The organism is Aminobacter sp. P9b (assembly GCF_045345995.1).
GTDB lineage: Bacteria > Pseudomonadota > Alphaproteobacteria > Rhizobiales > Rhizobiaceae > Aminobacter > Aminobacter niigataensis.
Genome location: NZ_CP150082.1, coordinates 3490707 through 3516795 on the forward strand (window position 1 = coordinate 3490707; position 26089 = coordinate 3516795).

The window sequence follows — 26089 nt, forward strand, 5'->3', positions numbered from 1 at the left end:
CTGGGCCAACTTGCCTTGCCCGACGCTTGCGCCGCGCTGCAGTGGCTCAGGCTGGAAACAGCCCCTGCGCCGGATGATCGGCCGAACCGGACATCCAGCCGATGACGTATAGGGCAAATGCCGCCGCGACAAGCCCGTCCACCCGGTCCATCACGCCGCCATGACCGGGAATCAGCGAGCCCGAGTCCTTGTAGCCATGCCGGCGCTTGACCCAGGATTCGAACAGGTCGCCGGCCTGGGAAATCACCGACAGCAGCAGCGCGACAACAGCCAGCAGCGCAAGATTGCCGCTACCAGCGGTACTTGCGAGCAATAGCCCGGCCACGACGCCGCCAACGGCTCCACCAAGTGCGCCGCTGCGGGTCTTGCCGGGTGAGATTGCAGGCGCGAGCTTTGGCCCGCCGACCTTTCGGCCGACGAAATAGGCGAAGATGTCGGTCGCCCAGACGACCGCGAACAGAAACAGGATGGCGACCAGCCCGGATGCGTCATTGCCGCGCAGGAGGGCCAAAGACAGGCCGGAGAGCGCTGCGTAGCCGAATCCGGCGGCTTCCCATGCCGCCACCCCGCGCAACCGCCCCACGATCCAGAGAATCAACGTGAATGCGGCGACCAAGCCGATCAGGGCAAGCGCGGGCACGCCGGCGACCAGCGCCCCGGCAAACAGCAGGATCGCCACTTCAGGCAGGATGCCAAGATCGCCAGCGGCCCAGACAGCACCGGTCTTGGCGCGCGACATGGTCGACCATTCGTAGAAAATGGCCAGGACGATCGCCGCCGACAGCAAGCGAAACGGCAGGCCGCCGCCCCAGGTCAGGGCGAGCACCGCCGTCGCGAGCACGATCGCCGAGATTGTCCGAAGCTGGAGATTGCTCATGCGCTCCGCCGTCACAAAGCGACGTCGCGAGTGGCAAGCCCGCCGAAGCGCCGCTCGCGACCGGTATATTCGCGCAAGGCGTCGGCAAGATGCTCGCGATTGAAATCCGGCCAGTAGCAGGGCTGGAACACCAGTTCGCTATAGGCCGACTGCCAGGGCAGGAAATTGGAAAGCCTGATCTCGCCGCTGGTGCGGATCACCAGGTCGGGATCGGGTATCCCCGCGGTATCGAGGTTTTCGGCAAACAGCTCCGGCGTGATTTCTTCGCTCGAGATCTCGCCACGTTTGACCGCTTCCGCCAGCCGGCTCGCGGCGCGCGCGATCTCATCGCGCCCGCCATAATTGAAGGCAATCACCAGCGTCAGCGAATCGTTTCCGGCGGTCAGCGTTTCGGCTTCCTCCAGCAGGCAGCGAATGTCCGGCTGCAGCGTCGCCCGGTCGCCGATGATGCGCACCCGCACGCCGCTGTTGTGCAGTTCGGCCAGGTCGCGGCGAATGAAGATCTTGAGCAGGCCCATGAGATCGGTGACCTCGGACTTGGGCCGCGACCAGTTCTCCGAAGAAAACGCGTAGACCGTCAGCCAGGAGATGCCGAGGTCGGCAGCGGCACGAACGGTACGGCGCAGCGCCTCGACGCCAGCCCTGTGCCCGGCAACGCGCGGCAGGCCCCGGGCCTTCGCCCAACGGCCATTGCCATCCATGATGATCGCGACATGCGCGGGCGTAGTCATCCGTTCGCTTTCGGCCAGCCTCTGGTTGGCTTAGACTTGCATGATCTCGGCTTCTTTGCCCGCAAGCAGGCTATCGACCTGGTTGATCGTGTCGTCGGTCAGCTTCTGCACCTTCTCGGACTGGACGCGCTGGTCGTCCTGGCTGATGTCGCCGTCCTTCTCGGCCTTTTTCAAAGCTTCCATGCCGTCACGGCGCACATGGCGCGTCGCTACCTTGGCGTTTTCGGCATAGGTATGGGCGATCTTGACCAGTTCCTTGCGGCGCTGCTCGTTGAGCTCCGGCAGTGGAATGCGCAGATTGGTGCCGTCGACGATCGGATTGAAGCCAAGGTTCGATTCGCGGATGGCGCGATCGACCGCACCGACCATGGACTTGTCCCACACCGAGACCGAGATCATGCGCGGCTCGGGCACCGACACCGTCGCCACCTGGTTGAGCGGCATGGCCGATCCATAGGCCTGGACCTGGATCGGATCGAGCAGATTGCTCGAGGCGCGGCCAGTGCGCAGAGAAGCAAGATCATGCTTGAACGCGTTAATGGCGCCTTCCATGCGGCGCTGAAGATCGTTGTAGTCGGTGCTCATCGCAGTCTCCTTGGTCCCGGTTCCGGGGCCATCGTTCAATCGTCAGGCGTCCGCTACAACCGTGCAGCGACCGCCACCCTTCAATATTTCGCCGAAACCGCCTTTTTCATGGATCGAATAGACGATTATCGGGATGTTGTTTTCACGCGCAAGGGCAATTGCCGCCGTATCCATGATCGACAGCCCCTGGGCGATGACTTCCTTATGCGTGATGCGCTCGAAACGCGTCGCGGCCGGGTCCTTCTTGGGATCGGCCGAGTAGACGCCATCGACCTGGGTGCCCTTGAACAGCGCATCGGCGCCGATCTCGGCCGCGCGCAACGCTGCCGCCGAATCGGTGGTGAAGAACGGATTGCCGGTGCCGCCGGCGAAGATCACGACCTTGCCGGCATCCATGTAGGCGGTTGCCTGACGCTGAGAAAAGCTTTCGCAGAGCTCGGGCATGGCGATCGCCGACAGCACGACGGCATCGACCCCGAGCTTGTGGAGTGATGTACGCAGCGCCAGCGAATTGATGACGGTGGCGAGCATGCCCATGTGGTCGCCGGTGACCCGGTCGCCGCCCTTGGAGGCCACGGCCACGCCGCGGAAGATGTTGCCGCCGCCGATGACCACGCCAACCTCGACGCCGAGCGCCCTCGCCTCGGCGATGTCGGAAGCGATGCGGTCGACCACCGACACGTCGATGCCGAAATGCTGCTCGCCCATCAGGGCCTCGCCCGACGCCTTAAGCAGTACGCGCCGGTAGAGCGGCTTGTCGGTCATGAGTTCCTCGCGGCGATTGAAAGATCGGGAGTTCCGATACACGAAGGGCGCCGCGATGTCACGCGGCGCCCTTCGGCTATCCTCAGGAAGCGCTTGATGCAGCGCTACTTTTTAGCCCTTAACGGCCGCGGCAACTTCGGCTGCGAAGTCGCTCTCTTCCTTCTCGATGCCTTCACCGAGTGCGAAGCGGACATAGCCCGTGATCTTGGCCGGCGCGCCGATCTGCTTCTCGGCGTCCTTGAGCGCTGCCTCGACCGTCAGGTCAGGGTTGAGCACGAAGGCCTGCTTGAGCAGCACGACTTCCTCGTAGAACTTGCGCATGCGGCCTTCGACCATCTTCTCGATGATGTTCTCGGGCTTGCCCGACTGGCGGGCTTGGTCGGCGAAGATCGCCTTTTCGCGCTCGACATGCGTCGCGTCGACTTCGTCGGGGGTCAGGGCGAGCGGGTTGGTCGCCGCGACGTGCATGGCGACCTGGCGTGCGAACGCACGGGCCGCATCGTGGTTGCCGGTCGTCTCGATGGCAACCAGAACACCGAGCTTGCCGAGGTTGTCGGCGACAGCATTGTGCACGTAGGTCGCGACGACGCCTTCTGCAACCGAAAGCTTGGCCGAGCGGCGGAAGCTCATGTTCTCGCCGATGGTGCCGACCGCATCCTTGATGGTGTCGGCAACCGACTTGTCGGAACCCGGATACTTCGCAGCAGCAACCGCCTCGGTGGCGCCATAGGCAAGAGCAACCTTGGCGACGTCGGCGACGATTTCCTGGAAGGCTGCGTTGCGTGCAACGAAGTCGGTCTCGGAGTTGACTTCGACGACGACGGCTTCGCGGACGCCGGCGTCGACGCCGATCAGGCCTTCGGCGGCCGTGCGGCCGGCCTTCTTGTCAGCCTTCGAGATACCCTTCTTGCGCAGCCAGTCGACCGCAGCTTCCATGTCGCCGCCGGTCTCGTTGAGAGCCGCCTTGCAATCCATCATGCCCGCGCCCGTCAGTTCGCGGAGTTCTTTAACCTGTGCTGCCGAAATGCTCATTGTGGTGGCCTCTTTGCTTCAAAATGCGCGAGCGCACCACCGAGGGTTCGATGATGCGCCGAACGCCGGCGCGAGCTGCGCCCAATCCTGAAAAGGAAGGCCGGTTTCCCGGCCTTCGCGATTACGCCTGGGGCGTTTCGGTCGTCGGAGCCGCATCGAGCGCAGGCTCAACCGGAACTTCAGCCGATGCGCCGATGTCGACGCCGAGCGAGCCCTGCTGGCGGGCGATGCCGTCGATCGCAGCCTTGGCGACCAGGTCGCAGTAGAGCTGGATCGCGCGGGCAGCGTCGTCATTGCCCGGGATCGGGAAGTCGATCTTGTCCGGATCGCAGTTGGAATCGATGATCGCGACGACCGGAATGCCAAGACGCTTGGCTTCCTGGATGGCGATGGCTTCCTTGTTGGTGTCGATGACGAACATCAGGTCCGGCGTCGAGCCCATGTCCTTGATGCCGCCGAGGGCCTTGTCCAGCTTCTCGCGCTCGCGCTCGAGGTTCAGGCGCTCCTTCTTGGTGAAGCCCTGGGCTTCGCCGGCCAGGAGTTCGTCGAGCTTGCGCAGGCGCTGGATCGAATTCGAGATCGTCTTCCAGTTGGTCAGCATGCCGCCGAGCCAGCGCGAGTTGACGTAGTACTGGGCAGAACGCTGTGCGGCGTCAGCGACGATGTCCGAAGCCTGACGCTTGGTGCCGACGAACAGCACGCGACCGCCGCGCGAAACGGTGTCCGAGATCTGCTTCAGCGCCTGGTGCAGCAGCGGCACGGTCTGGCTGAGGTCGATGATGTGGATGTTGTTGCGGGCGCCATAGATGTAGGGCGCCATCTTCGGGTTCCAGCGGTGGGTCTGGTGGCCGAAGTGAGAACCAGCTTCAAGAAGCTGGCGCATGCTGAAATCAGGCAGTGCCATTCGTCATTTCCTTTTCCGGTTAGCCTCCACGGACCATGACGCTTTTCGCTTGATTGCTCGAAACGCCACCGGGGGGTCTCAGCCGGATTTCTCCCGGGCAGAAACCAGAGTCCGTGTGTGGAATGCGGCGGCATATAGACGTATTGGCTGGCGAGCGCAACCCCGAGAGCTGCTCGAAAGCTGCGCAAATCGAGGCTTGGCGTGCTGCTGGAGCCTGCATCAGCCCCCTGGGAACTGCACGCCAAGCATCACGCTTGAAAAGTGAGGCCGATTCTCGCGGCGTCTTGGTCAACCCATTCAGCTGCCGGCTGCCCAGCGGGAGACGCCCGGCTCGTCCTGCCTCGCCTCTTGTTTCACCGGCTGCGGTTGCCGCCGCTTGAAGTTGCGCACCCGAACACGGCGGAACACGGCCACGATCTCCTCGCGGCTGCATTCGACAGCCCCCAGGCGCACGGCGCGATCACGCTCAAAGCCGGTGATGTCGTAGTGCGGGGCCGACGTCTTGGGCGGCCCCTGATAGGAGGAGCGTTTCAGCGCAAGCTGGGCGGCAAAGCGATGCAGTTCGTCGGTGTCGTCGGCAAGCAGGTGGCACCAGCGATGGCCCACCCACTTCCAGATTGCTGCATCGACATAGACCGCCACGAATACCCGCTTACGGCTTGCATTCGGCTTGCGGCACAGGAAACAGCGAGAGATTGACCAGCTTGCCGGTCATCGAGAAGTCGCCGTAATCCATCACCAGATCGCGCGTCAGGCCGTTCTCATGCAGCTTGAAGCTGATGCGGTACTCGGGCACCTCCTCACCGCCGCCCTTGCTTTCATCGAAATAGGCAATGTCGACGGGCCAATATTTGTCCTTGGCGAGGCTGGCGAGCGCGGGACGCTCCGGATCGGCTTCCGGCGCCGCGCTCTTCTTGCCGACGATCACGGTTGTCGTCATGACCTTGTCGGCATCCTCGGAGCCGTCGAACAGGCTGGTCTCGTAGAAGGTCTCGCCCTTCTCGGCCTTTTCGATCAGTTCGACCAGATGCTGGGTCGGGAACTGGGTCTTGGCAAGATCGACGGAACCGGCCTCCGGCTTTTCCAGCGCGACCTTGAGGCCGGTCGCGTCGAGCGTCGCCGTACCCTTGACCTCCTTGTCGAGGTTCTGGTCGACGAAGGATTTGGTCACGAAGGAGAAATTCTTGCCCTCGCCATCCTCGAAGGTGGTCGTCTGCTGGTCTGTCAGCCGCGTGTTGTCGTTGGTCGCGATCTGGGTGACGAAACGGAACTTGACCGTATAGCCCTCGCAAGCGGAGCCGTTGAACTCGTAGACCATGCGGCCGGAAAGGCCGGTGATTCCCGACCGGTCCGAGGCCTGGTCGAGCACCAGATCATAGACCGCGCGATGGGGTGCGAGCACCGGCGCGGCAAAGGCCGGCGCCAACGAAAGCGCAGAGGTGGACAGGCTGGCGAGAAAAACAAGGCGCGTTGCGCGCATACACTGGCTCCGATCGGCGCGGCCATGTCAGGCCGCCTTGAATGATGGTCCACCTTAAAAAAAGTCGTGGCGGAAGCGAGGCAAACATAGCACTTTCAGCGCGGCCTCACCTGCCACCAGAGACACAGAGATAAGGAAAGACGATGGGCGAAACAATCGAAAAGCGGCTGGGCGATCTCGGGGTCACCTTGCCCGCGGCAGCCGCGCCAGCCGCCAACTACGTACCGTTCATGACATCAGGCAATTTCGTCTTCACCGCCGGCCAGTTGCCGCTCAAGGATGGCAAGCTGCTGGCCTCCGGCCTCGTCGGCCGCGACGTCGACACCGAGGCGGCCAAGCAAGCGGCCAAGCAATGCGCCGTCAACATCCTGGCCCAGGCCAAGGCGGCACTCGGCGACCTCGAAAAGATCCGCCGGCTGGTCAAGATCACCGTCTTCGTCGCCTCGTCGTCCGATTTCACGGACCAGCATCTCGTCGCCAACGGCGCCTCGGATTTCCTGGTCGCGGCACTTGGCGAGCGCGGCAAGCATGCGCGTTCGGCGGTCGGCGTCGCCTCCCTGCCGCTCAATGCCGCAGTCGAGATCGAAGCCATCATCGAGACCGAGTGAACAGATCCATGAGCGAACTTTCCTGGCTGACCGCCCGCCCGATTGCCCATCGCGGCCTGCACGACCTCAACAAGACCTGCTGGGAGAACACGCTTTCGGCGTTCGAACGCGCAGCCGCCCGCGGCTACGCCATCGAATGCGACGTGCATCTGAGCGCCGACGGCGATGTCGTCGTGTTCCACGACAACTCTCTGGACCGCCTGACCGGCACCAACGGCTACATCTGGCAGCGAACCGCGGGCGAACTGGCCGCACTGCGTATCGGCGGCACTGCCGATCACGTGCCGACGCTTGGCGAATTGCTCCGCCTCGTCGACGGCCGCGTGCCGCTGGTCATCGAGCTCAAGGGCATTCCCGGCCACGACGACGGCCTTGTCGCCAAGGTCGGCGAAGCCCTGCGCCACTACAACGGCAAGGTGGCGATCATGTCCTTCGACCACTGGCTGATCCGTGACTTCACAAGGCATGCGCCCGGCATCCCCGGCGGCCTGACCGCCTGGGGCGACGTGGATCATGAACTGGAGGCGCATTTCTCGATGCTGGCGCATGGCATCTCGTTTGTCTCCTACAGCGTGACGCACCTGCCCAACCGCTTTGTCAGCTTCGTCCGCGAAAAGCTCGCAATGCCGGTCATCACCTGGACGGTGCGCGACGAAGAAGCTGTGAGGACAACCTTCTCGCGGGCCGACCAGATGACATTCGAGGGATTCGAGCCGGATGCAGCTTCGGTTGCGTGAACGCCCTTGCATCGGCGGCTTTCGAACGTAAGTAAAAGCGCATGAGCACTGCGAACGATGCCGGGGCGAAGATAGCGGATGGCGGCTACGCCGTCCGCGTCGTTTCCAGCATCGGCGAGTTCAGCCGCGACGAGTGGAACAGCCTTGCCGGCGCTTCCAGGGTCACAGGTCTCGGCTACAATCCGTTCGTTTCATACGATTTTCTGACGATAGTCGAAGAGTCCGGCTGCGCCGTCACGAGAACCGGCTGGCAGGGCCATCACCTCCGTCTGGAGTCCGCAGACGGCAAGTTCCTTGGCGCACTGCCCTGCTACGCCAAGTCGCACAGCCAGGGCGAATACGTCTTCGACCACGGCTGGGCCGATGCCTTCGAACGCGCCGGCGGCCGCTACTATCCCAAGCTCCAGGCCTCGGTGCCTTTTACCCCCGCGACGGGCCCTCGCCTGCTGACCGTCGGCGGCGCCGATGCGACCCAGGCCAAATCGGCCTTGGCCACGGCGCTGAGAAGCGTTGCCGAAGGTGTGGGCGTGTCATCGGCGCATGTCACCTTCGCCGAGGCGGACGAGGTCGACATCCTCGAAGCCACCGGCTTTCTCCGTCGCACCGACCAACAGTTCCACTTCATCAATGAAGGCTTCGCGGGTTACGACGATTTCCTGGCCACCCTGGCCTCGCGCAAGCGCAAGGCGCTGAAGAAGGAGCGGCGCGAGGCGCTGGCTGAGGACATTACCATCGAGCGCCTGACCGGCAGGGACATCACCGAGGCGCATTGGGACGATTTCTTCGCCTTCTACATGGACACGGGCGGCCGCAAGTGGGGTCGTCCCTATCTTAACCGCAAGTTCTTCTCGCTGGTCGGAGAGCGCATGGCCGACGACGTGCTGCTGGTCATGGCCAGGCGCGGCGGCCGCTACATCGCCGGCGCCATCAATTTCATCGGCTCGGATACGCTTTATGGGCGCAACTGGGGCTGCATCGAGGACCACCCCTTCCTGCATTTCGAGGTTTGCTACCACCAGGCCATCGACTTCGCCATCGAACGCAAGCTGACGGTCGTCGAGGCTGGCGCCCAGGGCGAGCACAAGCTGGCACGCGGCTATCGTCCTGTCACGACGCAGTCGGCCCACTACATCGTCCACCCAGGTCTCCGGCGGGCGATTGCCGACTATCTCGGCCGTGAACGGCGGGAAGTGGCAGAGATCGGCGAATTCCTCGACGAGCACGGCCCGTTCCGTCGCGGCTAGCCGCGGGTCAATGCACCACTGACTTCGAAAACAGGTTGATGACGACCACCCCGGCCATGATCAGGCCGATGCCCAGCAGCGCCGGCAGGTCGAGCGCCTGGCGAAACCAGACCCAGGCGATCGCGGTGATGAAGACGATGCCGGCGCCGCACCACAGCGCATAGACGACACCGACAGGCACCGTGCGCAGCACCAGGGACAGGAAATAGAACGCGGCGGCATAGCCTGCGACCGTGACGAGCGATGGCAGCAGCCTGGTAAACCCGTTTGTTTCCTTGAGTGCGGTGGTGGCGACGACCTCGAAGGCCACCGCAACAATCAGATAGATGTAGGTCAACTCAACTCCTCTCGGTCGCTCGCGGCTTGACGTTCGCGACACCAGCGCCGAAACATCCACCACGAAACCGCATCAAACGGGATAGGCCATGTCGAGCGTCGAATACGATCCAAACAACATCTTTGCCAAGATCCTGCGCGGAGAAATCCCTTCGCACCGTGTCTACGAAGACGACGACGTCATCGCCTTCATGGACGTGATGCCGCAAGGCACCGGCCATACGCTGGTGGTGCCGAAATCGCCGTCGCGCAACCTGCTTGACGCTGACCCGGCGACGCTCGGCAAGCTCATGGCCGCCGTCCAGAAGGTTGCGCGGGCAGTCATGTCGGCGTTTGCCGCCGACGGCGTGATCGTGACCCAGTTCAACGAGGAGGTAGCCGGGCAGACCGTCTTCCACCTGCACGTCCACATCGTCCCGCGCTTCGAGGGCGTGGCGCTCAAGCCGCACAGCGGCGTAATGGAGAAGCCGGAAGTGCTGGCGGCGAATGCGGAGAAGGTCAGGGCTGCGCTGACTGGATGAGACTCGCTACGACAAGGTGCTCGCAGGCGCAGGCCCTTTGGTGCGCCGCATGGCCTTGCTTCCGGTCAGATAGCCTGCAAGGTTCCAGAGCAAGACAACGCCGATCGCCGAGACATAGGCGTCGATGGCGTAGTGCCAGCCCAGATGGATCGATCCGACAAAAATGGTCAATCCAAACACCGCGGCCGCCGCGGCCAGCCAGCGGTTGACGTGGCGTGCTGCCAGAAACAGCAGCACGCACATGGCATTGTGGATGGATGGCATCGCCGAAATGCCGGAAACGATCGTCGCGGCATCGTTGACATAGGCGCCCCAGAGCCCCTCCCGTACCTGCATCGTGGTCAGGCCCCAGGCGCTGTCGGCCTGCTCCAGATTTTGCACCAGATCGGTGAAGGGCGACGGGCCGCCATAGACCCTGTCATAGTAGATCGGCCCGACAGAAGACAGGGCAGTCGCGCAGACGATGCCGAGGATGCCCCAGACAAAAACGTAGCTCAGCAGGAACTGATGACGAATGCCGAAGCGGTCGGGCATGCCGATGAGAACCGCTGTCGGCACGAAAACAGCGAAAAACCAGAGATAGTAAATCTTGTCGAGGATCGCCGTGGCGCTGCCATAGCCGATAACTCTCTCGATCAAGACCCACGGCTGCACGCCGAAATGCAACAGGCGATCGACTTCCTGAAAAACGACATCCAGTTGATATGGATGAAACACAGCGATGTTCGATTTGAAATCGCTGTATGAGTTCATCACCATGCTCATGGCAACGGCGGCGGGAACCGCGACAGCAGCATTTTTCCAGGTGAATATTTCGGACCAGAGATAGCTGAAGCTCGTGGAGAGCGATCTGGTCCGAACGGTTTCGAAAACAAGATAGCAGCTCAGCGCTATGGCCCATGATGCGACGAACGTGGCCAGGCTCTGGAACCAAGTCATGGCGATCACCGTCGCCGGATCCGGCAGCAGTTCGAAGCGAGCTACAACAACCAGTGCCGCGGACAGAAGGAACACCCCTTGAGCGCGCCAGTTCGCCTTCAGGAAATCGGCCAGCCGGTCGATGCCTGCCCCGGTGCGGATCGCAGGAGCAGCCAAGGCGCCGCCTTCGGGCAACACATCCAGAGTGCGGGGTTTCTCGCTCATGAGAGGGGCTCGGCAACAACACGCCGCGCACCGGCGAGGTCCAGCAATTTGTCGGCAGCCCACCAGGCAACGAAGGCCACGACAACCCCGCCGATGATGTCGGCGAGGTGGTGGCCGCCGTCGACCGGGGTTGACAGGATGACCGCAATGTTGAGGGCAAGTACGGGCCAGAACCAGAACCGGGCTCGGGCAAAAGCCAGGATGATCAGCACCGAAAGCGTGCCATGGTAGGACGGGAAGGCGATCAGACCACGCGGCTCGTCAAGAGAGATAAAGCGCGCCAGGCCATTTCGGAGATCGAAAAACGCCTGCTTGTATTCTAGGTCCACGATCGGATTGTTCATCATCGTGAATTCGACCGGTGGACGAATGGTGCCAAGCGCACCGGCCGCCGGCAGGATCGCAGAAATCACAATGCAGGTCAGCGCGCCCAGCATCACGGCGAGGACGAACCGCTGAACACGCACAACCTCGCCCATCAGGCCAAGGGCAACCACCGTCAGCGCGACCTGGGTCAACGTCGTGATGTAGACGATCGACGACAGTGTACCGAGCCACGGCCGCTCATTGACAAAGCCGACATAGGACAGCCAGTCAAAACCGACGGCGGTATCGAAGGCGATCAATCGATCGTCGATCATCGGCAGGTTTGTCGACGTCATCAACGTGCTGAGTACAGCAGCCGAGGTCGAAAACACCAATAAGACAGCGGTTTCAGAACAGAGCACCTCGAACCGCTTCATCGGGCGCTTGACCCGGTAAAACCATCCGACCGCAACAAGCACGACGGTGACGATGGCAGCCTTGGCGGCGCTGGCCACGTCAAACTCGAAATCGGTCCCGGCAATCCACGCGAAATCGATGACCAAGATCGCAACGATGATTGCGGCCTTCATTGCGAGCTGCCTATCAAGCCCCGCAGCCAGCGATGGCATATGTGTCGATGTCGCGTGAACTTCAGCCATGCCCTCACCCCTGAAACGGCAAGCCGGCAGGTTAGGAAACAGCAGTTAAGTTGACGTGAATCCACAATCCGTCGCAGTCGACGACCGCGCATCGCGCTGCAGTCGCGGACGGAGACCTTCAGCTTGCAAGCCACAACCCGAGCAACAGGATCACCTCCGCCGCAACGATCCCCACCAGCACCTTTCGACCAAGGCAGAGGTAGGCAAGGAAGCCGCCGGCGGCAGCGCCGAGGCGCAGTGCAAGCGACGTGTCGGCCAGCGCCCCGCTCGGGAAGACGATCAGGTTGCCGATGACGGCGGCGACCAACGCCGTGGCCAGGGCACGGACCAGCACCAGCAGGTCGGAATCGTCGGAAATGCGATCGCCGAGATAGACGCCGAGGAAGCGCCAGGCGTCGGTGGCAAGCCAGCCACCGACCAGGATGAACAGGAACGGCCACCACCAGGTGTCGAGCGCATCGAAGGTCATGACTTCACTCTCCGGCGCGACAGCAGGTGGAAAGCAAACGCGATGCCACCGCCGATCAGGCCGGCACCGAGCAGGTCGAAACCGGGAACGACGAGATGCAGCAGCGGTCCAAGGACGAGGCCGATGGCCATTGCTATGTGCCCTGCCCGCTCGCGTGCCGATCCCCACAATGAAGTGAGGAAATACATCGGCGTGAGCAGGAAAAGGGCTGCCGAAACCACCGGCGGCAGGCTGTCGGCCAGGACATAGACAACGCCCACGACGACCATATTGACGAGCACCAGCGTCGAGCCGAGCCCGGCATAATAGCTGGTGCGCAGGTCGCGCGGGATACCGCGCAGCCGCTCCATGGCGAGCACCCAGGAGGTGACCGCCACAAAATGCGACAGGAAATAGAGCACCCAGCGCGGTGTTCTAGTCCCGCGCATTTCCGGCACCAGCGCCACCACCATCGGCGCCAGCCGGATGGACGACAGTGCCACGGCAAAGGCGGCAGCCGGAAGCGATGTCCCCGACAGGATGGCGCCGACGAGCACCACCTTGGCCGGCAATGCCCAGACCATGCCGACCATGAATACTGTCTGCACCAGCGTCAGCCCCGCCTCCTTGGCAAGGCCGGCAAAGCCGATGAAGGCGCTGGCGAGAATAAGGCCGGGAACGGAGAATGCGGCCCGGACACCACGCAGGTACCAGAGGCGGCGTATCGAAAAATCCGGATCGGGGGATGCATCGTCAGTGGGCATTGACGATGCGGATAGCATGGCAATCCGGCCAAGTCAGTCCCCGCGGCGACCAGATGCATCTCTGGGGTCGCCGGACCGGGATAGCGATCCGGCGGACGCGCGCATGCTCCTTAACCATTTAGCCACCGGCGAATGTGTAGCTAACCTCCATACAGGCGTGGGGAATTGCCGGACCATGACGGGTGCACTTCTGCTCATACTGCAGGCGGTCATTTACTTCGTCACCATGGCCGCGGTGTTCCGTTCCCGGCACCAATTCGGCATCGGCATCTTTGTCTGCGTTCTGGGGGTGATGCACTTCCTCGAGACCTATCTCGCTGCAGTCTTTTTCGTCCAACTGCCGTTCGGGCTGATTTCGCCGGGCTCCACGGTGATGTTTTCCGGCAAGCTGATGATTTTCCTGCTGCTCTACATCAAGGAGGACGCAGAAACCGTACGGCAACCCATCTATGGGCTGCTCGTCGGCAACTGCCTGATGGTGGTCCTGGCGCTGATCCTGCGGCTCTACAGCAGCGTCGCCGAGCTTCCGGGGTACCGGCCCAACCTCACCTTCCTCGACGACATGGGGATCCTGATGATCTGGGGCACGGCGCTGCTGTTCTTCGACAGCATCGCCCTCATCCTGATCTACGAAAAGCTCGGCCAGCGCATCGCCAACACGCTGCTCAAACGTATCTTCCTCAGCGCAGCGATCGTGCTCACCTTCGACCAGCTGATGTTCTTCATTGGGCTGCACCTGGTCTCCGGCGTGCCGATCAGCGCGCTGTATGGCGGCTGGATCGCCAAGATGGCAGCTGCAGCACTCTACAGCGCGCTGCTCGTCGGCTACCTCCGCTTTATCGAGACCAGCAAGCCCACATTGGCCGGGCCCGAACCCCTGCTCCAGGTCTTCGACCGGCTTACATTCCGCCACCGCTACGAGGACCTGCTGCAGAAGACCGGCAAGGACATGCTGACCGGCACCAGCGACCGTGGGCAGTTCGAAGCCGTCGCCCAGTCGCTGATCGATCAGGCCCTGGCCGACCGCAAGCCTGTCAGCCTTTTGATGATCGACATCGATCATTTCAAGAACATCAACGACCAGCACGGGCATGTGACGGGCGACAACGTGCTGAAGGATGTCGCCCGCTCGCTGGGAAGCTCGCTGCGCAGCGGCGACAGGCTGTTCCGCTACGGCGGCGAGGAATTCGTCGCCATCTGCCACGATCTGGACAGAGCTGATGCGGCAACCCTCGCCGAGCGCCTGCGCGCTAATGTCGAGGCCACCACCTTTGTCGAGCCTGGCGTGCGCGCCACCGTCAGCATCGGCGTAACCACAGCAGATGCCGGACCGGTTTCGACGGAGCAGATGATCAGGGATGCCGACGCGCGCCTCTACAGCGCCAAGAGACTGGGACGAAACCGCGTCGAAAGCGCGCCTGTCGCCTGATAAGAAAGAAGCCCCGTTTCCGGGGCTTCTTCGTTTGCAATCAACCCTTTCGGGGCAGTTGTGGAACCAGGCTGCGCTTGCCGCCATCCTTGCCCTTGGGGTCGGACTTCGTCTTTGCCGCCACGGCTTTCTTGGCCACCGGCTTCTTGGCCACCGCCTTCTTGAGCTTCGGACGATCGGCCGGCTCTTCCTTCTTGGGTTTGACCGGCAGTTCATCGGCCAGCGTCTCGAGCTTCAGGCCGGTCTCGCCGGTATCCTTCTTCTCGACGGTGACGCGCACCGTGCCACCCTTGCGAAGCTTGCCGAACAGAACCTCGTCGGCCAGCGGCTTCTTGATGTGCTCCTGGATGACACGGCCGAGCGGACGCGCGCCCATGCGCTCGTCGTAACCCTTCTCGGCAAGCCAGGCGACCGCTTCTTCCGACAGGTCGAAGGTGACGCCACGCTCGGAGAGCTGGGTTTCCAGCTGCATGACGAACTTCTGCACGACCTGATGCACCACCGGCACCGGCAGCGAGCCGAACGGGATGATGGCATCGAGACGGTTGCGGAACTCCGGCGAGAACAGCCGGTTGATCGCTTCCATGTCGTCGCCTTCGCGCTTGGACGAGCCGAAGCCGATGGCCGCCCTTGCCATGTCGGAGGCACCCGCATTCGTGGTCATGATCAGGATCACGTTGCGGAAGTCGATCTGCTTGCCGTTGTGGTCGGTCAGCTTGCCGTGGTCCATGACCTGCAACAGGATGTTGAACAGGTCCGGATGGGCCTTCTCGACCTCGTCGAGCAGCAGCACGCAGTGCGGATGCTGATCGACACCGTCGGTCAGGAGGCCGCCCTGGTCGAAGCCGACATACCCGGGAGGCGCGCCGATCAGGCGGCTGACAGTGTGGCGCTCCATGTATTCCGACATGTCGAAGCGGATCAGCTCGACGCCGAGCGACAACGCGAGCTGCTTTGCCACCTCGGTCTTGCCGACGCCGGTCGGGCCCGAAAACAGGTAGGAGCCGATCGGCTTCTCCGGTTCGCGCAGGCCGGCACGCGCCAGCTTGATCGCCGAGGCGAGTGCCGTGATCGCCGTATCCTGGCCATAAACGACACGCTTGAGCTCGACCTCGAGGCCGGCCAGCACCTTCTCGTCGTCGGCCGACACCGTCTTCGGCGGGATGCGCGCCATAGTGGCGATCGTCGCCTCGATCTCCCTGATGCCGATGGTCTTCTTGCGCTTGTTCTCGGGCAGCAGCATCTGCGAAGCGCCGGTCTCGTCGATCACGTCGATCGCCTTGTCCGGCAACTTGCGGTCGTTGATGTAGCGCGCCGACAGCTCCACCGCGGCCTTGATCGCCTCGTTGGTGAACTTCACCTTGTGGAAGTCCTCATAATAGGGCTTGAGGCCCTTCATGATCTCGATGGCGTCGTCGACCGTCGGCTCGTTGACGTCGATCTTCTGGAAGCGACGGACGAGCGCCCTGTCCTTCTCGAAGAACTGACGGAACTCCTTGTAGGTGGTCGAGCCGATGCAGCGGATCGCACCCGACGACAGTGCCGGCTTGAGCAGGTTGGACGCGTCCATCGCACCACCTGAGGTCGCCCCAGCGCCGATCACCGTGTGGATCTCGTCGATGAACAGCACCGCACCAGGATATTCCTCGAGCTCCTTGACGACCTGCTTCAGCCGTTCCTCGAAGTCGCCGCGATAGCGCGTTCCGGCCAAAAGCGTGCCCATGTCGAGCGCGAAGATGGTGGCGTCTTCGAGGACCTCGGGCACATCGCCTTCGACGATGCGCTTGGCCAGGCCCTCTGCGATCGCCGTCTTGCCCACGCCGGGGTCGCCGACATAGAGCGGATTGTTCTTCGAACGGCGGCACAGCACCTGGATGGTGCGGTTGATTTCCGACTCGCGGCCGATCAGCGGATCGATCTTGCCGGCGCGTGCCTTGGTGTTGAGGTTGACGCAATAGGCCGTCAAGGCGTCCTGCTGCTTCTTGCCCTTGCCGGTCTCCTCGCCTGCCTCGCCGTTCGAGCCATGCTGCTCCTCGTCCGCTCCGCGCGGCGCGCGGGTTTCGGTGGCGCCGGGGCGCTTGGCGATACCGTGCGAGATGTAGTTGACCGCGTCGTAACGGGTCATCTGCTGTTCCTGCAGGAAATAGGCGGCATGGCTCTCGCGCTCGGCGAAGATCGCGACGAGCACGTTGGCGCCGGACACCTCTTCGCGGCCGGACGACTGCACGTGGATCACCGCGCGCTGGATGACGCGCTGGAAGCCGGCGGTCGGCTTGGAATCCTCGTCGTAGCCGGTGACGAGATTGTCCAGCTCGGTATCGATATAGGTAAGTACGGTCTGCTTGAGCTCGTCGAGGTCGACGTTGCAGGCGCGCATGACGGCGGCTGCTTCGGTGTCGTCGATAAGGGCGAGCAGCAGATGCTCGAGCGTTGCATATTCGTGGTGCCGCTCATTGGCGAGCGTTAGCGCCTGGTGCAGCGCCTTTTCGAGGCCTTGGGAGAAAGCCGGCATTCAATACCTCACTTCTTCTCCATCACGCATTGCAGCGGATGCTGATTCTGTCTGGCGAAATCCATGACCTGGGACACTTTGGTCTCGGCCACTTCGAACGTGTAGATCCCGCATTCGCCGACGCCATGGTTATGGACATGCAACATGATACGGGTAGCGGCCTCCCTGTCCTTCTGGAAAAAGCGTTCGAGCACATGCACGACGAATTCCATCGGGGTGTAGTCGTCGTTGAGGATAAGCACGCGATAGAGGCTCGGCCGTTTGGTCTTGGTCTTCGTACGGGTGATGACAGCCGTGCCTCGGCCTGGACCGTTGCCTCCCTCGTCACCGTTCTGCATCCGCGCCACGTCGAGCTTCGTGGCATCCAAGCCAATCGTCAATCTGATCCTGCCCTTCATCAATTCCGACACACTTCGTCATGTAGGTGTCACGGCGAGGATTTTAAGCCCTTCTGACGTGCTGACAATATGGCGACAGCGGCTAGCGGGCCCGAATTGCCAGAAACGTGAATTGCCGGCACAAAAGACAAACAAAAAACCCGGCTGCGCGGACGCAACCGGGTCTAGTCGGGCGGATCTTTCGACCTGCCTACCTGAAATCAGGTGTCAGCCTGTCACTTCGCCTTGGCGACGAGCGACTCAAACGGCTTGTAGGCGTCCTTGGCCAGCTCGGCATAGAGCTCGCCGAGCTTGGTCGCTTCTGCCACGAAGCCTTCATAGGCCTGCTTGGCATAGTCGGTCTGGATCTCGACAGCCTTCTCGATCGACTTCACGCCGAGCAGCTTTTCGAAGGTAGCCGCACCAGCCTCGAAGCTCTTCTTGGTGTAGTCGGTCGACTCGGTGGCGATCGCCTGCGCGCCCTTGGAGAGCGAAGCAAAGCTCTTCAGGCCGGTATCGACGAATTCCTTGCCGTATTTGCTGAAATCTTCATAGGTCTGGGTCATCGCTACATCCTTTCGGGTTGGGAGCGCTGCGCTATGCGATTGTGCGATGCAGCCTAGATATTGTGCAGCGCACAATATGTCAACTGACCCGACGTCATTTCTACGGCGCGCTGCACTGACCTGATTTCCTAAAACTAGACTAAAGCCCAATCAAAAGTGTGAACGAGCCGGTTACCATAAACGGATTGGTAACGCTGTAGCCCTACGTTGCGTCGATACGGGGAGGAACCTTTGCCGCCCTAATGCAACAATAATTCAAGGGTGTAACAGTGCGTCAAGCGTTGCCAGGCAAAGTCAAAAAGACGGCCATCTCCTTAAAATCATTCGTGGTTTTCACCATCGCGGCGGCCATCGGCCTGAGTTCGGTGGCGCCAGCCTCCGCTGCAAAAGACAGTCGCTACGCGGCGATCGTCATCGACGCGAACACCGGCGAGACGCTCCACTCGTCGAGCGCGGATTCGCGCCGTTATCCTGCGTCGCTGACCAAGATGATGACGCTGTACCTGACCTTCGAGGCCCTTTCGAAAGGCCGTATCAAGAAAGACAGCAAGGTCGTGTTCTCGAAGAACGCCGCAGCCGAGCCGCCGACCAAGATCGGCGTCAAGGCAGGCGGTTCCATCACAGTCGAAGCGGCCATCCTGTCGCTGATCACGCGCTCGGCCAATGACGCCTCGACCGCGCTTGGCGAGATGATCGGCGGCTCCGAGGAGAATTTCGCGCGGATGATGACCGCCAAGGCACGCAGCCTCGGCATGAAGGGCACCGTTTTCCGCAACGCCAACGGCCTGCCAAACACCGCGCAGTTCACCACCGCGCGCGACATGGCCAAGCTCGGCATCGCGCTGCGTGAGCATTATCCGCAGTACTACGGCTACTTCTCCACCCGCAGCTTCGCCTTCGGTCGCCAGCGCATTGCCAACCACAATCGGCTTCTCGGCCGCGTGAAGGGCGTCGATGGCATCAAGACAGGCTACACCCGCGCGTCCGGCTTCAACCTCGTTTCGTCGGTCCAGGACGGCAATCGCAGCCTGGTGGCCGTGGTTCTCGGCGGCACCAGCGGTGCCAGCCGCGACAACAAGATGGCGGAACTGATCAAGACCTACATGCCGCAGGCCTCCAGGCGCGGCGGTGGCGACCTGATCGCCAAGACCGACACTCCGATGCCGGAAGTGAAGACGGCCAGTGTCGCATTGCCCAAGCGCAACGTACCGACGCCCGATACCCGTCCCATGGCCGAACAGGTCGAAGTCGCGGAAGCCATCTCCGACGATGAAATGGCAGTCGAGGAAGAAGTCGTGGCAGCCGCGGTGCCTGCCCCCAAGCCGACCATCGGGCTCGCCAGCAAGCCCAAGATCGCCATGGCCTCGGCCGAGCGCTTCGGCGCCAACATTCCCTTCCAGATCCGCAAGCCGAAGGACCGCGCCCCGGCTGCGGAAGCTGTCGAGCAGGCCTATGCCGAGCCGGCCCCTGCCGTGGCGGCACTGGACCAGATGAAGACCGCGTCGATTCCATCCGGCTGGGCCATCCAGGTTGCCTCCTCGCCGAGCGACGGCGAAGCGCGCGCAATCCTCGACAAGACCGCCAAGCGGGTGCCGCAGGTTCTCGCCGACGCATCCGCCTATACCGTGCCCTTCGAAAAGGGCGGTGTGACCTACTTCCGCGCCCGCTTTGCCGGCTTCGAATCCAAGGATTCCGCCTGGAACGCCTGCAACGCGCTGAAGAAGAAGAAGATCGCCTGCTACGCCGTCGCGCAGTAGGCGCCCTGCCAACCTCCTGGAAAAGTTGTGTGTCGAAGGAGAGTTAGTGATGATCGGAGAGAAGGACGTCCTTGGCTTCGTTGATCCTCGCCGCGAGGAACGACGAGCCACCCAGGTCGGGATGCAAGCGCTGAATCAGTCGTCGATGCGCCTTGCGGACATCCGCCGCGGCGGCCCCCGCTTCAAGACCAAGGACCTTGTAGGCCTCCTCCTTAGTCATGGCGCCAGAACCTGGCGGAACACGCAGCCCGTCGTCACCGTCAGGCTTCGCGTCTTCGCGCCAGGCGGGAAACCTGCCGTCAAGGTAGGTCTCAAGTAGCTGGAGGCTTTCCGGATCCCCGGAAAGCTCCCTGCAAAGCGCCTTGAGTTCGACGAGGCCTAGCGAAGACAGCGATTTGCCCTCTTCGCGGCCGGCCAACACGACGCCCTGCAAGCCGCCGGTGTCGTGGTCCAGCTCCATTTCGAGAGCTGCCGTACGCACGGTCGAGCGCCGCCCCGGCGTCTTGCCAGCTGAACGCCCCCGGCCCCCCGCTGCATACCAGGCCAGGGCCGCCGAAATCAGCCCGCCACCAATAGCCGCTCGCCCGAGCAGTAGCAGCACCACGCCGACGAGCCCCAGTACGAGCGGCCCGGCCAGCTTCAGCGCCCGCGCGAGTTGGCTGGCGTCGGCACGCAGGAAAGCAGTGGTCACAAGGCCGGCAAAAATCAGGATGGCTGCGATTACGGCAAAGACTGTCATGGGGCCTTGCCGCTCCTCAAATGCTCGATCATCAGTATGTCCTCGGGGCGCCCCCTCGCCTCGAGCGCCTTGATTCCACCGGTAGCAAAGACAGCCACGGCCGACAGCAGTTTCGACAAGGTCGCAGCCGCCTTGCTGTCGAATCGGAACCACGCCCCCTTGGAAAGCCGGGCAATCTCCTTGAAGGCGCGCTCAGCCTCGGCGTCGTGCCCTTCCTGGAAGACAAAGGCCGGCACACCGTGCAGGCCCAGCCGTCCGGCCTTCTCGGCCAGTTCGTCGATGTTTTCTTCCATCGCATCGCCGATATAGACCAGCGCATCGACCTTGACGGTGGAGGTTTCCTTGAGCGCATGGGCAAGCACCTTGCCCACCTGTGTCTGGCCGCTCCGGCACTGGATCGAGGTCATGAGGTTCTTGAGGGAGCCCGTCTCCGCCACGAACTTCGACGCCCGGCATTCACCCAACCCGCGAAAGTAGACCAGCTGCACGTTCAGCCTGCCGGTCTTGCCGACGGCATCGAACATCTGGCCCTGAAGCTCGCAGGCGAGGTCCCAGGTCGGTTGCCGGCTCATCGTCGCGTCGAGCGCCAGGATAAGCCGGCCGCCAGCCTTGCCCGGAGCAAGCGCACGCGCCTGGCGAACAAACGCGTCGATGGCTGCAGCATCCGAACGGCGCTCTGCCGGTGGACGATTGGCGGACGTAACCGGGGGCTTGTTTTCGTCGCTCATTTGCAAAGAAGATGTGGCGGCGCGCGATTGCTTGCAAGCCCGTCGTTGCGAGATGCCGTGCCTGAGCTAAAGCAGGCCGAGTTCCGCCAGCTCCAGGCGCAGCTTTGGCGGCATTTCAGCGAGTGCGGCATTGCCCTGGCCAAGATCCGCCGGCGCATCGGCTAGCTTGAGGTAGCGCCAGCCCTGGAACGCGCGGCGCGGCTGCCAGTCGGTACGCACGACGGTCGGCTCAAGGATGAGATGGCAGCGGCCAATGCCCTCGGAGTCGGTGAAGGGACGGATCTCGAGCAGGCGCTGGCGGCACTGCACGTTGCCCTTGATGACCCAGTACAGCGATCCGCCTTCGGTGAGTTCGGCGGCGCGCGTCGGCACCATGCGGGTGGTGTGGAACTGCTCGACCGGTTCGCCGGCGCGGCGGCGCTCGTCGAGGCGGAAGGCGATCCATTCCTCGAGATCCTCGACGCTATCGCAGCCGACGCAGAGCTTGATCAGGTTCAGTGACATGGCTTGAAAACTAGCGGCTCCAGCCGGCGCATTCAACGCCGGCTGCGGTTTTGCACAGGCTGGCCTGTTGGGCCAGGCCTCAGCACTCGACGACGTTGACCGCGAGACCGCCGAGGCTGGTTTCCTTGTACTTCTCGCTCATGTCCATGCCGGTCTGGCGCATCGTCTCGATCGCCGCGTCCAGCGGCACGAAGTGCTTGCCGTCGCCCTTGATGGCCAGCGACGCTGCTGTGACCGCCTTGACCGCGCCAAGCGCGTTGCGCTCGATGCACGGCACCTGGACGAGGCCGCCGACCGGGTCGCAGGTCATGCCGAGATGGTGCTCGAGCGCGATCTCGGCCGCGTTCTCCACCTGCTCCGGCGTTCCGCCCATGACGGCGCACAGCCCTGCCGCGGCCATCGCCGAAGCCGAGCCCACCTCGCCCTGGCAGCCGACCTCGGCGCCGGAAATGGACGCATTGGTCTTGATGATGCCGCCGACGGCGGCAGCGGTCAGCAGGAAGTCGCGGATGCTGTCCTTGTCGGCCTCGACATGGAAATGCAGCCAGTAGCGCAGCACGGCAGGCAGCGTACCTGCGGCGCCATTGGTCGGCGCCGTGACGACGCGGCCACCGGCGGCGTTCTCCTCGTTGACCGCCATGGCGTAGATCGACAGCCAGTCATTGGCGAGCAGCGGGTTGGGCCGGTTCTGGCTCCACTGCTCCTGCAGCTTCTCGTGCAGCTGGCGCGCGCGGCGGCGGACTTTCAGCCCGCCGGGCATGATGCCGTCCTGCGACAGACCCCGGTCGATGCAGCGGCTCATCGCGTCCCAGACCGCATCCAGGCCGGCGTCGAGGTCGGCGCGCGCCATATGGGTCTCTTCGTTGGCCCGCTTCATCTCGGCGATGGAAAGCCCGCTGCGCGACGCCATGGCCAGCATGTCGACGGCATTGGCAAATGGATAAGGCACGCGCTTGCCCGCAGCGGGAGCCGCGGTCTTGGCCTTCATGCGCTGCAGTTCTTCCTCGGAGACGACGAAGCCGCCGCCGATCGAGTAGTAGATGCGCTTGAGTAGCAGCCGGTCGCCGCCATCATAGGCATAGAAGGCCATTCCGTTGGCATGGCCGAGCAGCGGCGTCTTCTTGTCGAGCACGAGGTCGACGGCCGGATCGAAGCGATAGGACGGATGTCCGGGCGGCGAGACCCGCTTGTCGCCAGTGATCTGCTCGACGATGGCGTCGGTCTGGTCGGGATCCACCGTGACGGGCGTCAGGCCGAAAAGGCCCAGCATGACAGCGCGGTCGGTGCCATGGCCGACGCCGGTATAGGCCAGCGAGCCATGCAGGCTAGCACCGACGCGATCAACCTTGGCGCCTGCCGGGCGCGGCCAGTCGCCGCTCAATATCTCATCGAGGAAGCGCGCGGCGGCGGTCATCGGCCCCATCGTGTGCGAACTCGACGGACCAATGCCGATCTTGAACAGGTCGAATACCGAAAGAAACAAATCTCACTCCCTGCGACGGCGGCTTCAGTCGCATATGTATACGATCATTCCGCCCTTTTCACGTGCTGAGCTAAGCGCGATCCGACGCTGCGTGCTCAGCGCGCGACATTTGGAAAATCGATGAGCTTTACGCAAGGCCCTAACGCAAAAAGCGCGGCCAGGCCGCGCTTTTTGTATCCAATCCTGAGGGTAAGAGATCAGCCGCCTGCCACGACTGCCGCCTTTTCGGCGCCGCCGCTGACAAGCCAGGCAAGAAGGAGAAAAACCGCAAAGCCAACCACTGCCTTGGCCGTAAGGCCCCAGCAGGATTTCTGAACGCCGTCATCCATGATGTATCGCAAGACCCTTTTCGTTCGGCGAGCAGGCGGTGCTTCCCGCCATTCCAGCTCGTCCCGAGTGGGACTGCTGGATACGACTTTGCCGGCATGTTCGCAACTGCAAAAAATGGCCAAAGCGTGGCGAAATGTGCATGGCAGCCATGCACGCATCAATCCATTTTTAATTAAATCAGTTACTTATCCCAAATTGGCCGTTCACGGATTTTAAACACCTGTGACGACACCACGGCGAACGGGCGCACTCGAATTCCGGCCAACGGCCATGCTAGTTTGAGACCAATGATCGGCGATTCCTTCTCCATGACCGGCCCTCTGAGCGGTCTCGACATTGCGGCACTGGCGTTCTTCCTCGCCGGCTGGATCTTCCATGCGCTTGGCGCCGAGGGGCATATCGTCAGGCGCCTGTCGCTGACGCGGGCGATGAACGCGCAGCGTGCCGCCTGGATGGCGACGATGGCCCGGCGCGAGGTCAGGATCGTCGACACCTCGATCATGAACGGCCTGCAGCAGGGCACCGCCTTTTTTGCCTCGAGCTCGCTGATCGCCGTCGGCGGCTGCTTTGCCCTGCTCGGCGCCTCCGATCGCGTGCTGGCCATATTGAGCGACGTGCCCCTGGCAGGCGCCACCGCGCGTCCGCTGTTCGAGATCAAGGTCATCGGCCTGATCATCATCCTGGCCTATTCGTTCTTCAAGTTCGGCTGGGCTTACAGGCTGTTCAACTACTGTTCGATTCTGATCGGAGCGGTACCCCAACTCGGCTCCCGCAGCGAGCCTGATGCCGCCATCGAAACCGCGGTGTTGCGGGCGACCCGCATGAACCAGCTGGCCGGCAAGCATTTCAACGCCGGCCTGCGCGGCGTGTTCTTCTCGATCGGCTATCTCGGCTGGTTCATCGACCCGCGCGTCTTTTTCCTCACCACGGTCATCCTGCTGGGCGTGCTGATACGGCGCCAGTTCTTCTCAGAGGCGCGCAAGGCGGTGCTGGTTCAAGACTCCGGGCCGGGCAACGGGCTGTCGATCCGGCCGGACAGCCAATAGGCCACAAGCCCGACCCACTCGCGCACGGCCATCGTCGTGTTCTGCAACGAATCGGCGGGATTGTCGGTAAACAGGCCGATGCCCTCCTCGCCCGACGTGCGATAGTCGACCGGCCATGCAACGACTGCAAATCCCGCCTTGGCAAACAGCGCCATCGACCGCGGCATGTGGAATGCCGATGTAACCAGCAGCCAGGTTTCGCCAGGTTTGGGCGTGACCAGTTCTTTCGAGAACAGCGCATTCTCGTAAGTGTTGCGCGAACGGTTCTCCAGGATCAGCCGATCGCGCGATACACCGAGCGCCTCGAGCAGGCGCGGTGCCGTGTCAGCGTCGCCCTCGCCCTCCAGCATCAGCGCGCCGCTGCCGCCGGATACAACAACCCTGGCGTTGGGGTAGCGACGGGCCAGTATGGCGGTCTCGACGAAACGGTCGCCGCCGCTGTTGAGTTCGTAGCCGCCGCGCGCCAGGTTGATCGCCCCCTCGAAACCACCACCGAGCACGACGATACCGTCAACCTTTTCGGGTGCCGGTGGGCGCGGAAATCTCTCTTCGAGCGGGTTGAGCATCAGTGCGCCAAACGACGTCCAGGCAGCGGTCGCAAGGACCAGCGCGGCCAGCAGCGCCGCAGCGCGGAACAGGCGCCGCCGCCCGAAGAAGCTGGCGACCAGCCCGGCCAACAGCAGAAGAATCGCAAGATTGAGCGGTTGGGCGAAGAACCAGAAGACCTTGGAAAGATAGAAAAACAAACCGGATTGCCGCCTGTGTTGTGAGTCTCGACGGCAAATTTATTACATCGCGAGTTCGTAAAGCACGACCCCGGTCCTGGACGACTTCAACTGCGTCACGTGTCCTGCCTGCGCCAGGGCCGCAAGCAGTTCCCTTACCCTCTCCTTGCTCATGCCGGTCTCCTTGGAGATTCCGGTGATCGTGCGGCGCCGGTAGGCCATGTTGTTGAGGGACACCACGACCTGCTTTTCGTCCGCGGACATCGGCGGCAGGTCCCCCGGCGGCTTGACGGCCTGGATCTTCGCACCCGGCACGCCCTGGTCGCCGGCCTCGATCTGCTCGGAGATCAGGTCCAAATTGCTATCGGCCTTTTCGTTGACCTTCTCGATCTTCGATTCATTCTTCTTGGCGAGGTTCAGCGCTTTTTGCGCCAGGCTCTCGATGAAATTGGGAGCAGTTGCTCCGGCCAGGACGCAAAAGCCGGCGACGATGAGGATCTTGTCGGCGACCGACGCAGGCGACGGCGCCGTCAGGATGTCCGAGATGATGCTGTTGTTGGCGATCGACAGGAACAGCGGAACCACGAGTGACGCCGCCGCTCCGAGCACCAGCACCGACCAGAAGGCGTTCAAATCCCAAGGCCGCGCAGGGACTTCGGTTTCCTTCGCCGTCTCGAAATTGACGGCGTACCGGGCACAGCATCCCAGCCAGCCGGACGCGAGCATCGCAATGATCAAACCGGAGAGCATCGC

At 62.8% G+C, this 26089-nt stretch carries 29 protein-coding genes and 1 pseudogene; 7 read left to right on the plus strand and 23 right to left on the minus strand.

Annotated elements, in window-relative coordinates:
- Positions 1–46: 46 nt before the first annotated feature.
- The 8 genes and pseudogenes from WHT83_RS17160 to WHT83_RS17195 all read right to left on the minus strand — a co-directional run bounded on the left by WHT83_RS17160 (position 47) and on the right by WHT83_RS17195 (position 6374).
- On the minus strand, positions 47–877 hold the full coding sequence (locus WHT83_RS17160) for a phosphatidate cytidylyltransferase (RefSeq protein ID WP_183260887.1): 831 nt from the start codon (positions 875–877) through the stop codon (positions 47–49).
- 11 nt (positions 878–888) lie between these two features.
- On the minus strand, positions 889–1626 hold the full coding sequence (locus WHT83_RS17165) for an isoprenyl transferase (protein ID WP_256371671.1): 738 nt from the start codon (positions 1624–1626) through the stop codon (positions 889–891).
- A 12-nt stretch (positions 1627–1638) separates the two neighbouring features.
- Positions 1639–2193 (minus strand): ribosome recycling factor, encoded by a 555-nt coding sequence (gene frr, locus WHT83_RS17170; protein ID WP_183260885.1) that lies wholly within the window; start codon positions 2191–2193, stop codon positions 1639–1641.
- Positions 2194–2235: 42 nt separating this feature from the next.
- Complete coding sequence (gene pyrH / locus WHT83_RS17175; protein WP_108607997.1) at positions 2236–2958, minus strand: UMP kinase; 723 nt, start codon at positions 2956–2958, stop codon at positions 2236–2238.
- A 111-nt stretch (positions 2959–3069) separates the two neighbouring features.
- Positions 3070–3990 carry a translation elongation factor Ts gene (gene tsf / locus WHT83_RS17180; protein WP_183260883.1) on the minus strand — a complete coding sequence of 307 codons (921 nt, stop codon included), beginning with the start codon at positions 3988–3990 and terminating at the stop codon, positions 3070–3072.
- A 121-nt stretch (positions 3991–4111) separates the two neighbouring features.
- Positions 4112–4894, minus strand: coding sequence for a 30S ribosomal protein S2 (gene rpsB / locus WHT83_RS17185; RefSeq protein ID WP_055977053.1), 783 nt, complete (start codon positions 4892–4894; stop codon positions 4112–4114).
- A 369-nt stretch (positions 4895–5263) separates the two neighbouring features.
- A pseudogene (locus WHT83_RS17190) lies at positions 5264–5536 on the minus strand (DUF4031 domain-containing protein); the annotation flags it as partial.
- 10 nt (positions 5537–5546) lie between these two features.
- Positions 5547–6374 (minus strand): cell envelope integrity EipB family protein, encoded by an 828-nt coding sequence (locus WHT83_RS17195; protein ID WP_183260879.1) that lies wholly within the window; start codon positions 6372–6374, stop codon positions 5547–5549.
- Positions 6375–6517: 143 nt separating this feature from the next.
- On the opposite strand from WHT83_RS17195, the gene WHT83_RS17200 reads away from it, so the two are divergent.
- Genes WHT83_RS17200 through WHT83_RS17210 form a run of 3 tightly spaced genes read left to right on the plus strand, consistent with a single transcriptional unit; the run spans position 6518 to position 8963 of the window.
- The gene (locus tag WHT83_RS17200) at positions 6518–6982 is read left to right on the plus strand and encodes a RidA family protein (RefSeq protein ID WP_183260876.1); all 465 of its coding nucleotides are present in this window, start codon (positions 6518–6520) and stop codon (positions 6980–6982) included.
- An 8-nt stretch (positions 6983–6990) separates the two neighbouring features.
- Positions 6991–7719 carry a glycerophosphodiester phosphodiesterase gene (locus WHT83_RS17205; protein ID WP_183260873.1) on the plus strand — a complete coding sequence of 243 codons (729 nt, stop codon included), beginning with the start codon at positions 6991–6993 and terminating at the stop codon, positions 7717–7719.
- A gap of 41 nt (positions 7720–7760) precedes the next feature.
- Complete coding sequence (locus tag WHT83_RS17210) at positions 7761–8963, plus strand: GNAT family N-acetyltransferase (RefSeq protein ID WP_183260871.1); 1203 nt, start codon at positions 7761–7763, stop codon at positions 8961–8963.
- A 7-nt stretch (positions 8964–8970) separates the two neighbouring features.
- On the opposite strand, the gene WHT83_RS17215 is transcribed toward WHT83_RS17210, so the two are convergent.
- Positions 8971–9300, minus strand: coding sequence for a multidrug efflux SMR transporter (locus WHT83_RS17215; protein ID WP_183260869.1), 330 nt, complete (start codon positions 9298–9300; stop codon positions 8971–8973).
- Between the two features lie 88 nt (positions 9301–9388).
- Between WHT83_RS17215 and WHT83_RS17220 the strand changes: the two genes are divergently transcribed.
- On the plus strand, positions 9389–9820 hold the full coding sequence (locus tag WHT83_RS17220) for an HIT family protein (protein ID WP_318761566.1): 432 nt from the start codon (positions 9389–9391) through the stop codon (positions 9818–9820).
- Positions 9821–9826: 6 nt separating this feature from the next.
- Here WHT83_RS17220 and WHT83_RS17225 read toward each other — a convergent pair whose 3' ends face one another.
- The 4 genes from WHT83_RS17225 to WHT83_RS17240 all read right to left on the minus strand — a co-directional run bounded on the left by WHT83_RS17225 (position 9827) and on the right by WHT83_RS17240 (position 13140).
- Positions 9827–10963 carry a phosphatase PAP2 family protein gene (locus WHT83_RS17225; protein WP_406871847.1) on the minus strand — a complete coding sequence of 379 codons (1137 nt, stop codon included), beginning with the start codon at positions 10961–10963 and terminating at the stop codon, positions 9827–9829.
- Positions 10960–11928, minus strand: coding sequence for a phosphatase PAP2 family protein (locus WHT83_RS17230; protein ID WP_406871848.1), 969 nt, complete (start codon positions 11926–11928; stop codon positions 10960–10962). The genes WHT83_RS17225 and WHT83_RS17230 overlap by 4 nt, the downstream gene beginning before the upstream one ends.
- 118 nt (positions 11929–12046) lie before the next feature.
- Positions 12047–12397, minus strand: a complete 351-nt coding sequence (locus WHT83_RS17235) for an AzlD domain-containing protein (RefSeq protein WP_108607986.1) — start codon at positions 12395–12397, stop codon at positions 12047–12049.
- Positions 12394–13140 carry an AzlC family ABC transporter permease gene (locus WHT83_RS17240; RefSeq protein ID WP_406871849.1) on the minus strand — a complete coding sequence of 249 codons (747 nt, stop codon included), beginning with the start codon at positions 13138–13140 and terminating at the stop codon, positions 12394–12396. Before WHT83_RS17240 ends, WHT83_RS17235 begins: the two co-directional genes overlap by 4 nt.
- A 175-nt stretch (positions 13141–13315) precedes the next feature.
- Here WHT83_RS17240 and WHT83_RS17245 point away from each other — a divergent pair, with 175 nt between their 5' ends.
- Positions 13316–14569 (plus strand): diguanylate cyclase, encoded by a 1254-nt coding sequence (locus tag WHT83_RS17245; RefSeq protein ID WP_406871850.1) that lies wholly within the window; start codon positions 13316–13318, stop codon positions 14567–14569.
- Positions 14570–14609: 40 nt separating this feature from the next.
- Here the strand turns inward: WHT83_RS17245 and clpA are convergent, their stop codons facing one another.
- The 3 genes from clpA to WHT83_RS17260 form a co-directional block, all read right to left on the minus strand.
- Positions 14610–17081 carry an ATP-dependent Clp protease ATP-binding subunit ClpA gene (gene clpA / locus WHT83_RS17250; RefSeq protein ID WP_406871851.1) on the minus strand — a complete coding sequence of 824 codons (2472 nt, stop codon included), beginning with the start codon at positions 17079–17081 and terminating at the stop codon, positions 14610–14612.
- Positions 17082–17089: 8 nt separating this feature from the next.
- Complete coding sequence (clpS, locus tag WHT83_RS17255) at positions 17090–17419, minus strand: ATP-dependent Clp protease adapter ClpS (RefSeq protein ID WP_055977693.1); 330 nt, start codon at positions 17417–17419, stop codon at positions 17090–17092.
- A gap of 275 nt (positions 17420–17694) precedes the next feature.
- Positions 17695–18024 carry a phasin family protein gene (locus WHT83_RS17260; RefSeq protein ID WP_108607982.1) on the minus strand — a complete coding sequence of 110 codons (330 nt, stop codon included), beginning with the start codon at positions 18022–18024 and terminating at the stop codon, positions 17695–17697.
- Between the two features lie 326 nt (positions 18025–18350).
- Here WHT83_RS17260 and WHT83_RS17265 point away from each other — a divergent pair, with 326 nt between their 5' ends.
- Positions 18351–19781, plus strand: coding sequence for a serine hydrolase (locus tag WHT83_RS17265; protein WP_318761560.1), 1431 nt, complete (start codon positions 18351–18353; stop codon positions 19779–19781).
- 43 nt (positions 19782–19824) lie between these two features.
- On the opposite strand, the gene WHT83_RS17270 is transcribed toward WHT83_RS17265, so the two are convergent.
- The 5 genes from WHT83_RS17270 to WHT83_RS17290 form a co-directional block, all read right to left on the minus strand.
- Positions 19825–20520, minus strand: coding sequence for a DnaJ domain-containing protein (locus tag WHT83_RS17270; protein ID WP_318761559.1), 696 nt, complete (start codon positions 20518–20520; stop codon positions 19825–19827).
- Positions 20517–21248 (minus strand): VWA domain-containing protein, encoded by a 732-nt coding sequence (locus WHT83_RS17275; RefSeq protein ID WP_406871852.1) that lies wholly within the window; start codon positions 21246–21248, stop codon positions 20517–20519. The genes WHT83_RS17270 and WHT83_RS17275 overlap by 4 nt, the downstream gene beginning before the upstream one ends.
- A 66-nt stretch (positions 21249–21314) precedes the next feature.
- Positions 21315–21752, minus strand: coding sequence for a DUF1489 family protein (locus WHT83_RS17280; RefSeq protein ID WP_406871853.1), 438 nt, complete (start codon positions 21750–21752; stop codon positions 21315–21317).
- A 79-nt stretch (positions 21753–21831) separates the two neighbouring features.
- Positions 21832–23235, minus strand: coding sequence for an L-serine ammonia-lyase (locus WHT83_RS17285; protein ID WP_108607977.1), 1404 nt, complete (start codon positions 23233–23235; stop codon positions 21832–21834).
- A 197-nt stretch (positions 23236–23432) separates the two neighbouring features.
- Positions 23433–23564 carry a hypothetical protein gene (locus WHT83_RS17290; protein WP_256371676.1) on the minus strand — a complete coding sequence of 44 codons (132 nt, stop codon included), beginning with the start codon at positions 23562–23564 and terminating at the stop codon, positions 23433–23435.
- 291 nt (positions 23565–23855) lie between these two features.
- Between WHT83_RS17290 and WHT83_RS17295 the strand changes: the two genes are divergently transcribed.
- Positions 23856–24611, plus strand: a complete 756-nt coding sequence (locus WHT83_RS17295) for a DUF599 family protein (protein WP_183262347.1) — start codon at positions 23856–23858, stop codon at positions 24609–24611.
- Here the strand turns inward: WHT83_RS17295 and WHT83_RS17300 are convergent.
- Together WHT83_RS17300 and WHT83_RS17305 are read right to left on the minus strand one after the other, a co-directional pair.
- On the minus strand, positions 24560–25357 hold the full coding sequence (locus WHT83_RS17300; protein WP_406871854.1) for a YdcF family protein: 798 nt from the start codon (positions 25355–25357) through the stop codon (positions 24560–24562). The genes WHT83_RS17295 and WHT83_RS17300 overlap by 52 nt on opposite strands.
- Positions 25358–25399: 42 nt before the next feature.
- Positions 25400–26086: a YEATS-associated helix-containing protein gene (locus WHT83_RS17305; RefSeq protein ID WP_406871855.1), complete on the minus strand. Its 687-nt coding sequence runs from the start codon at positions 26084–26086 to the stop codon at positions 25400–25402.
- Between the last annotated feature and the right edge of the window lie 3 nt (positions 26087–26089).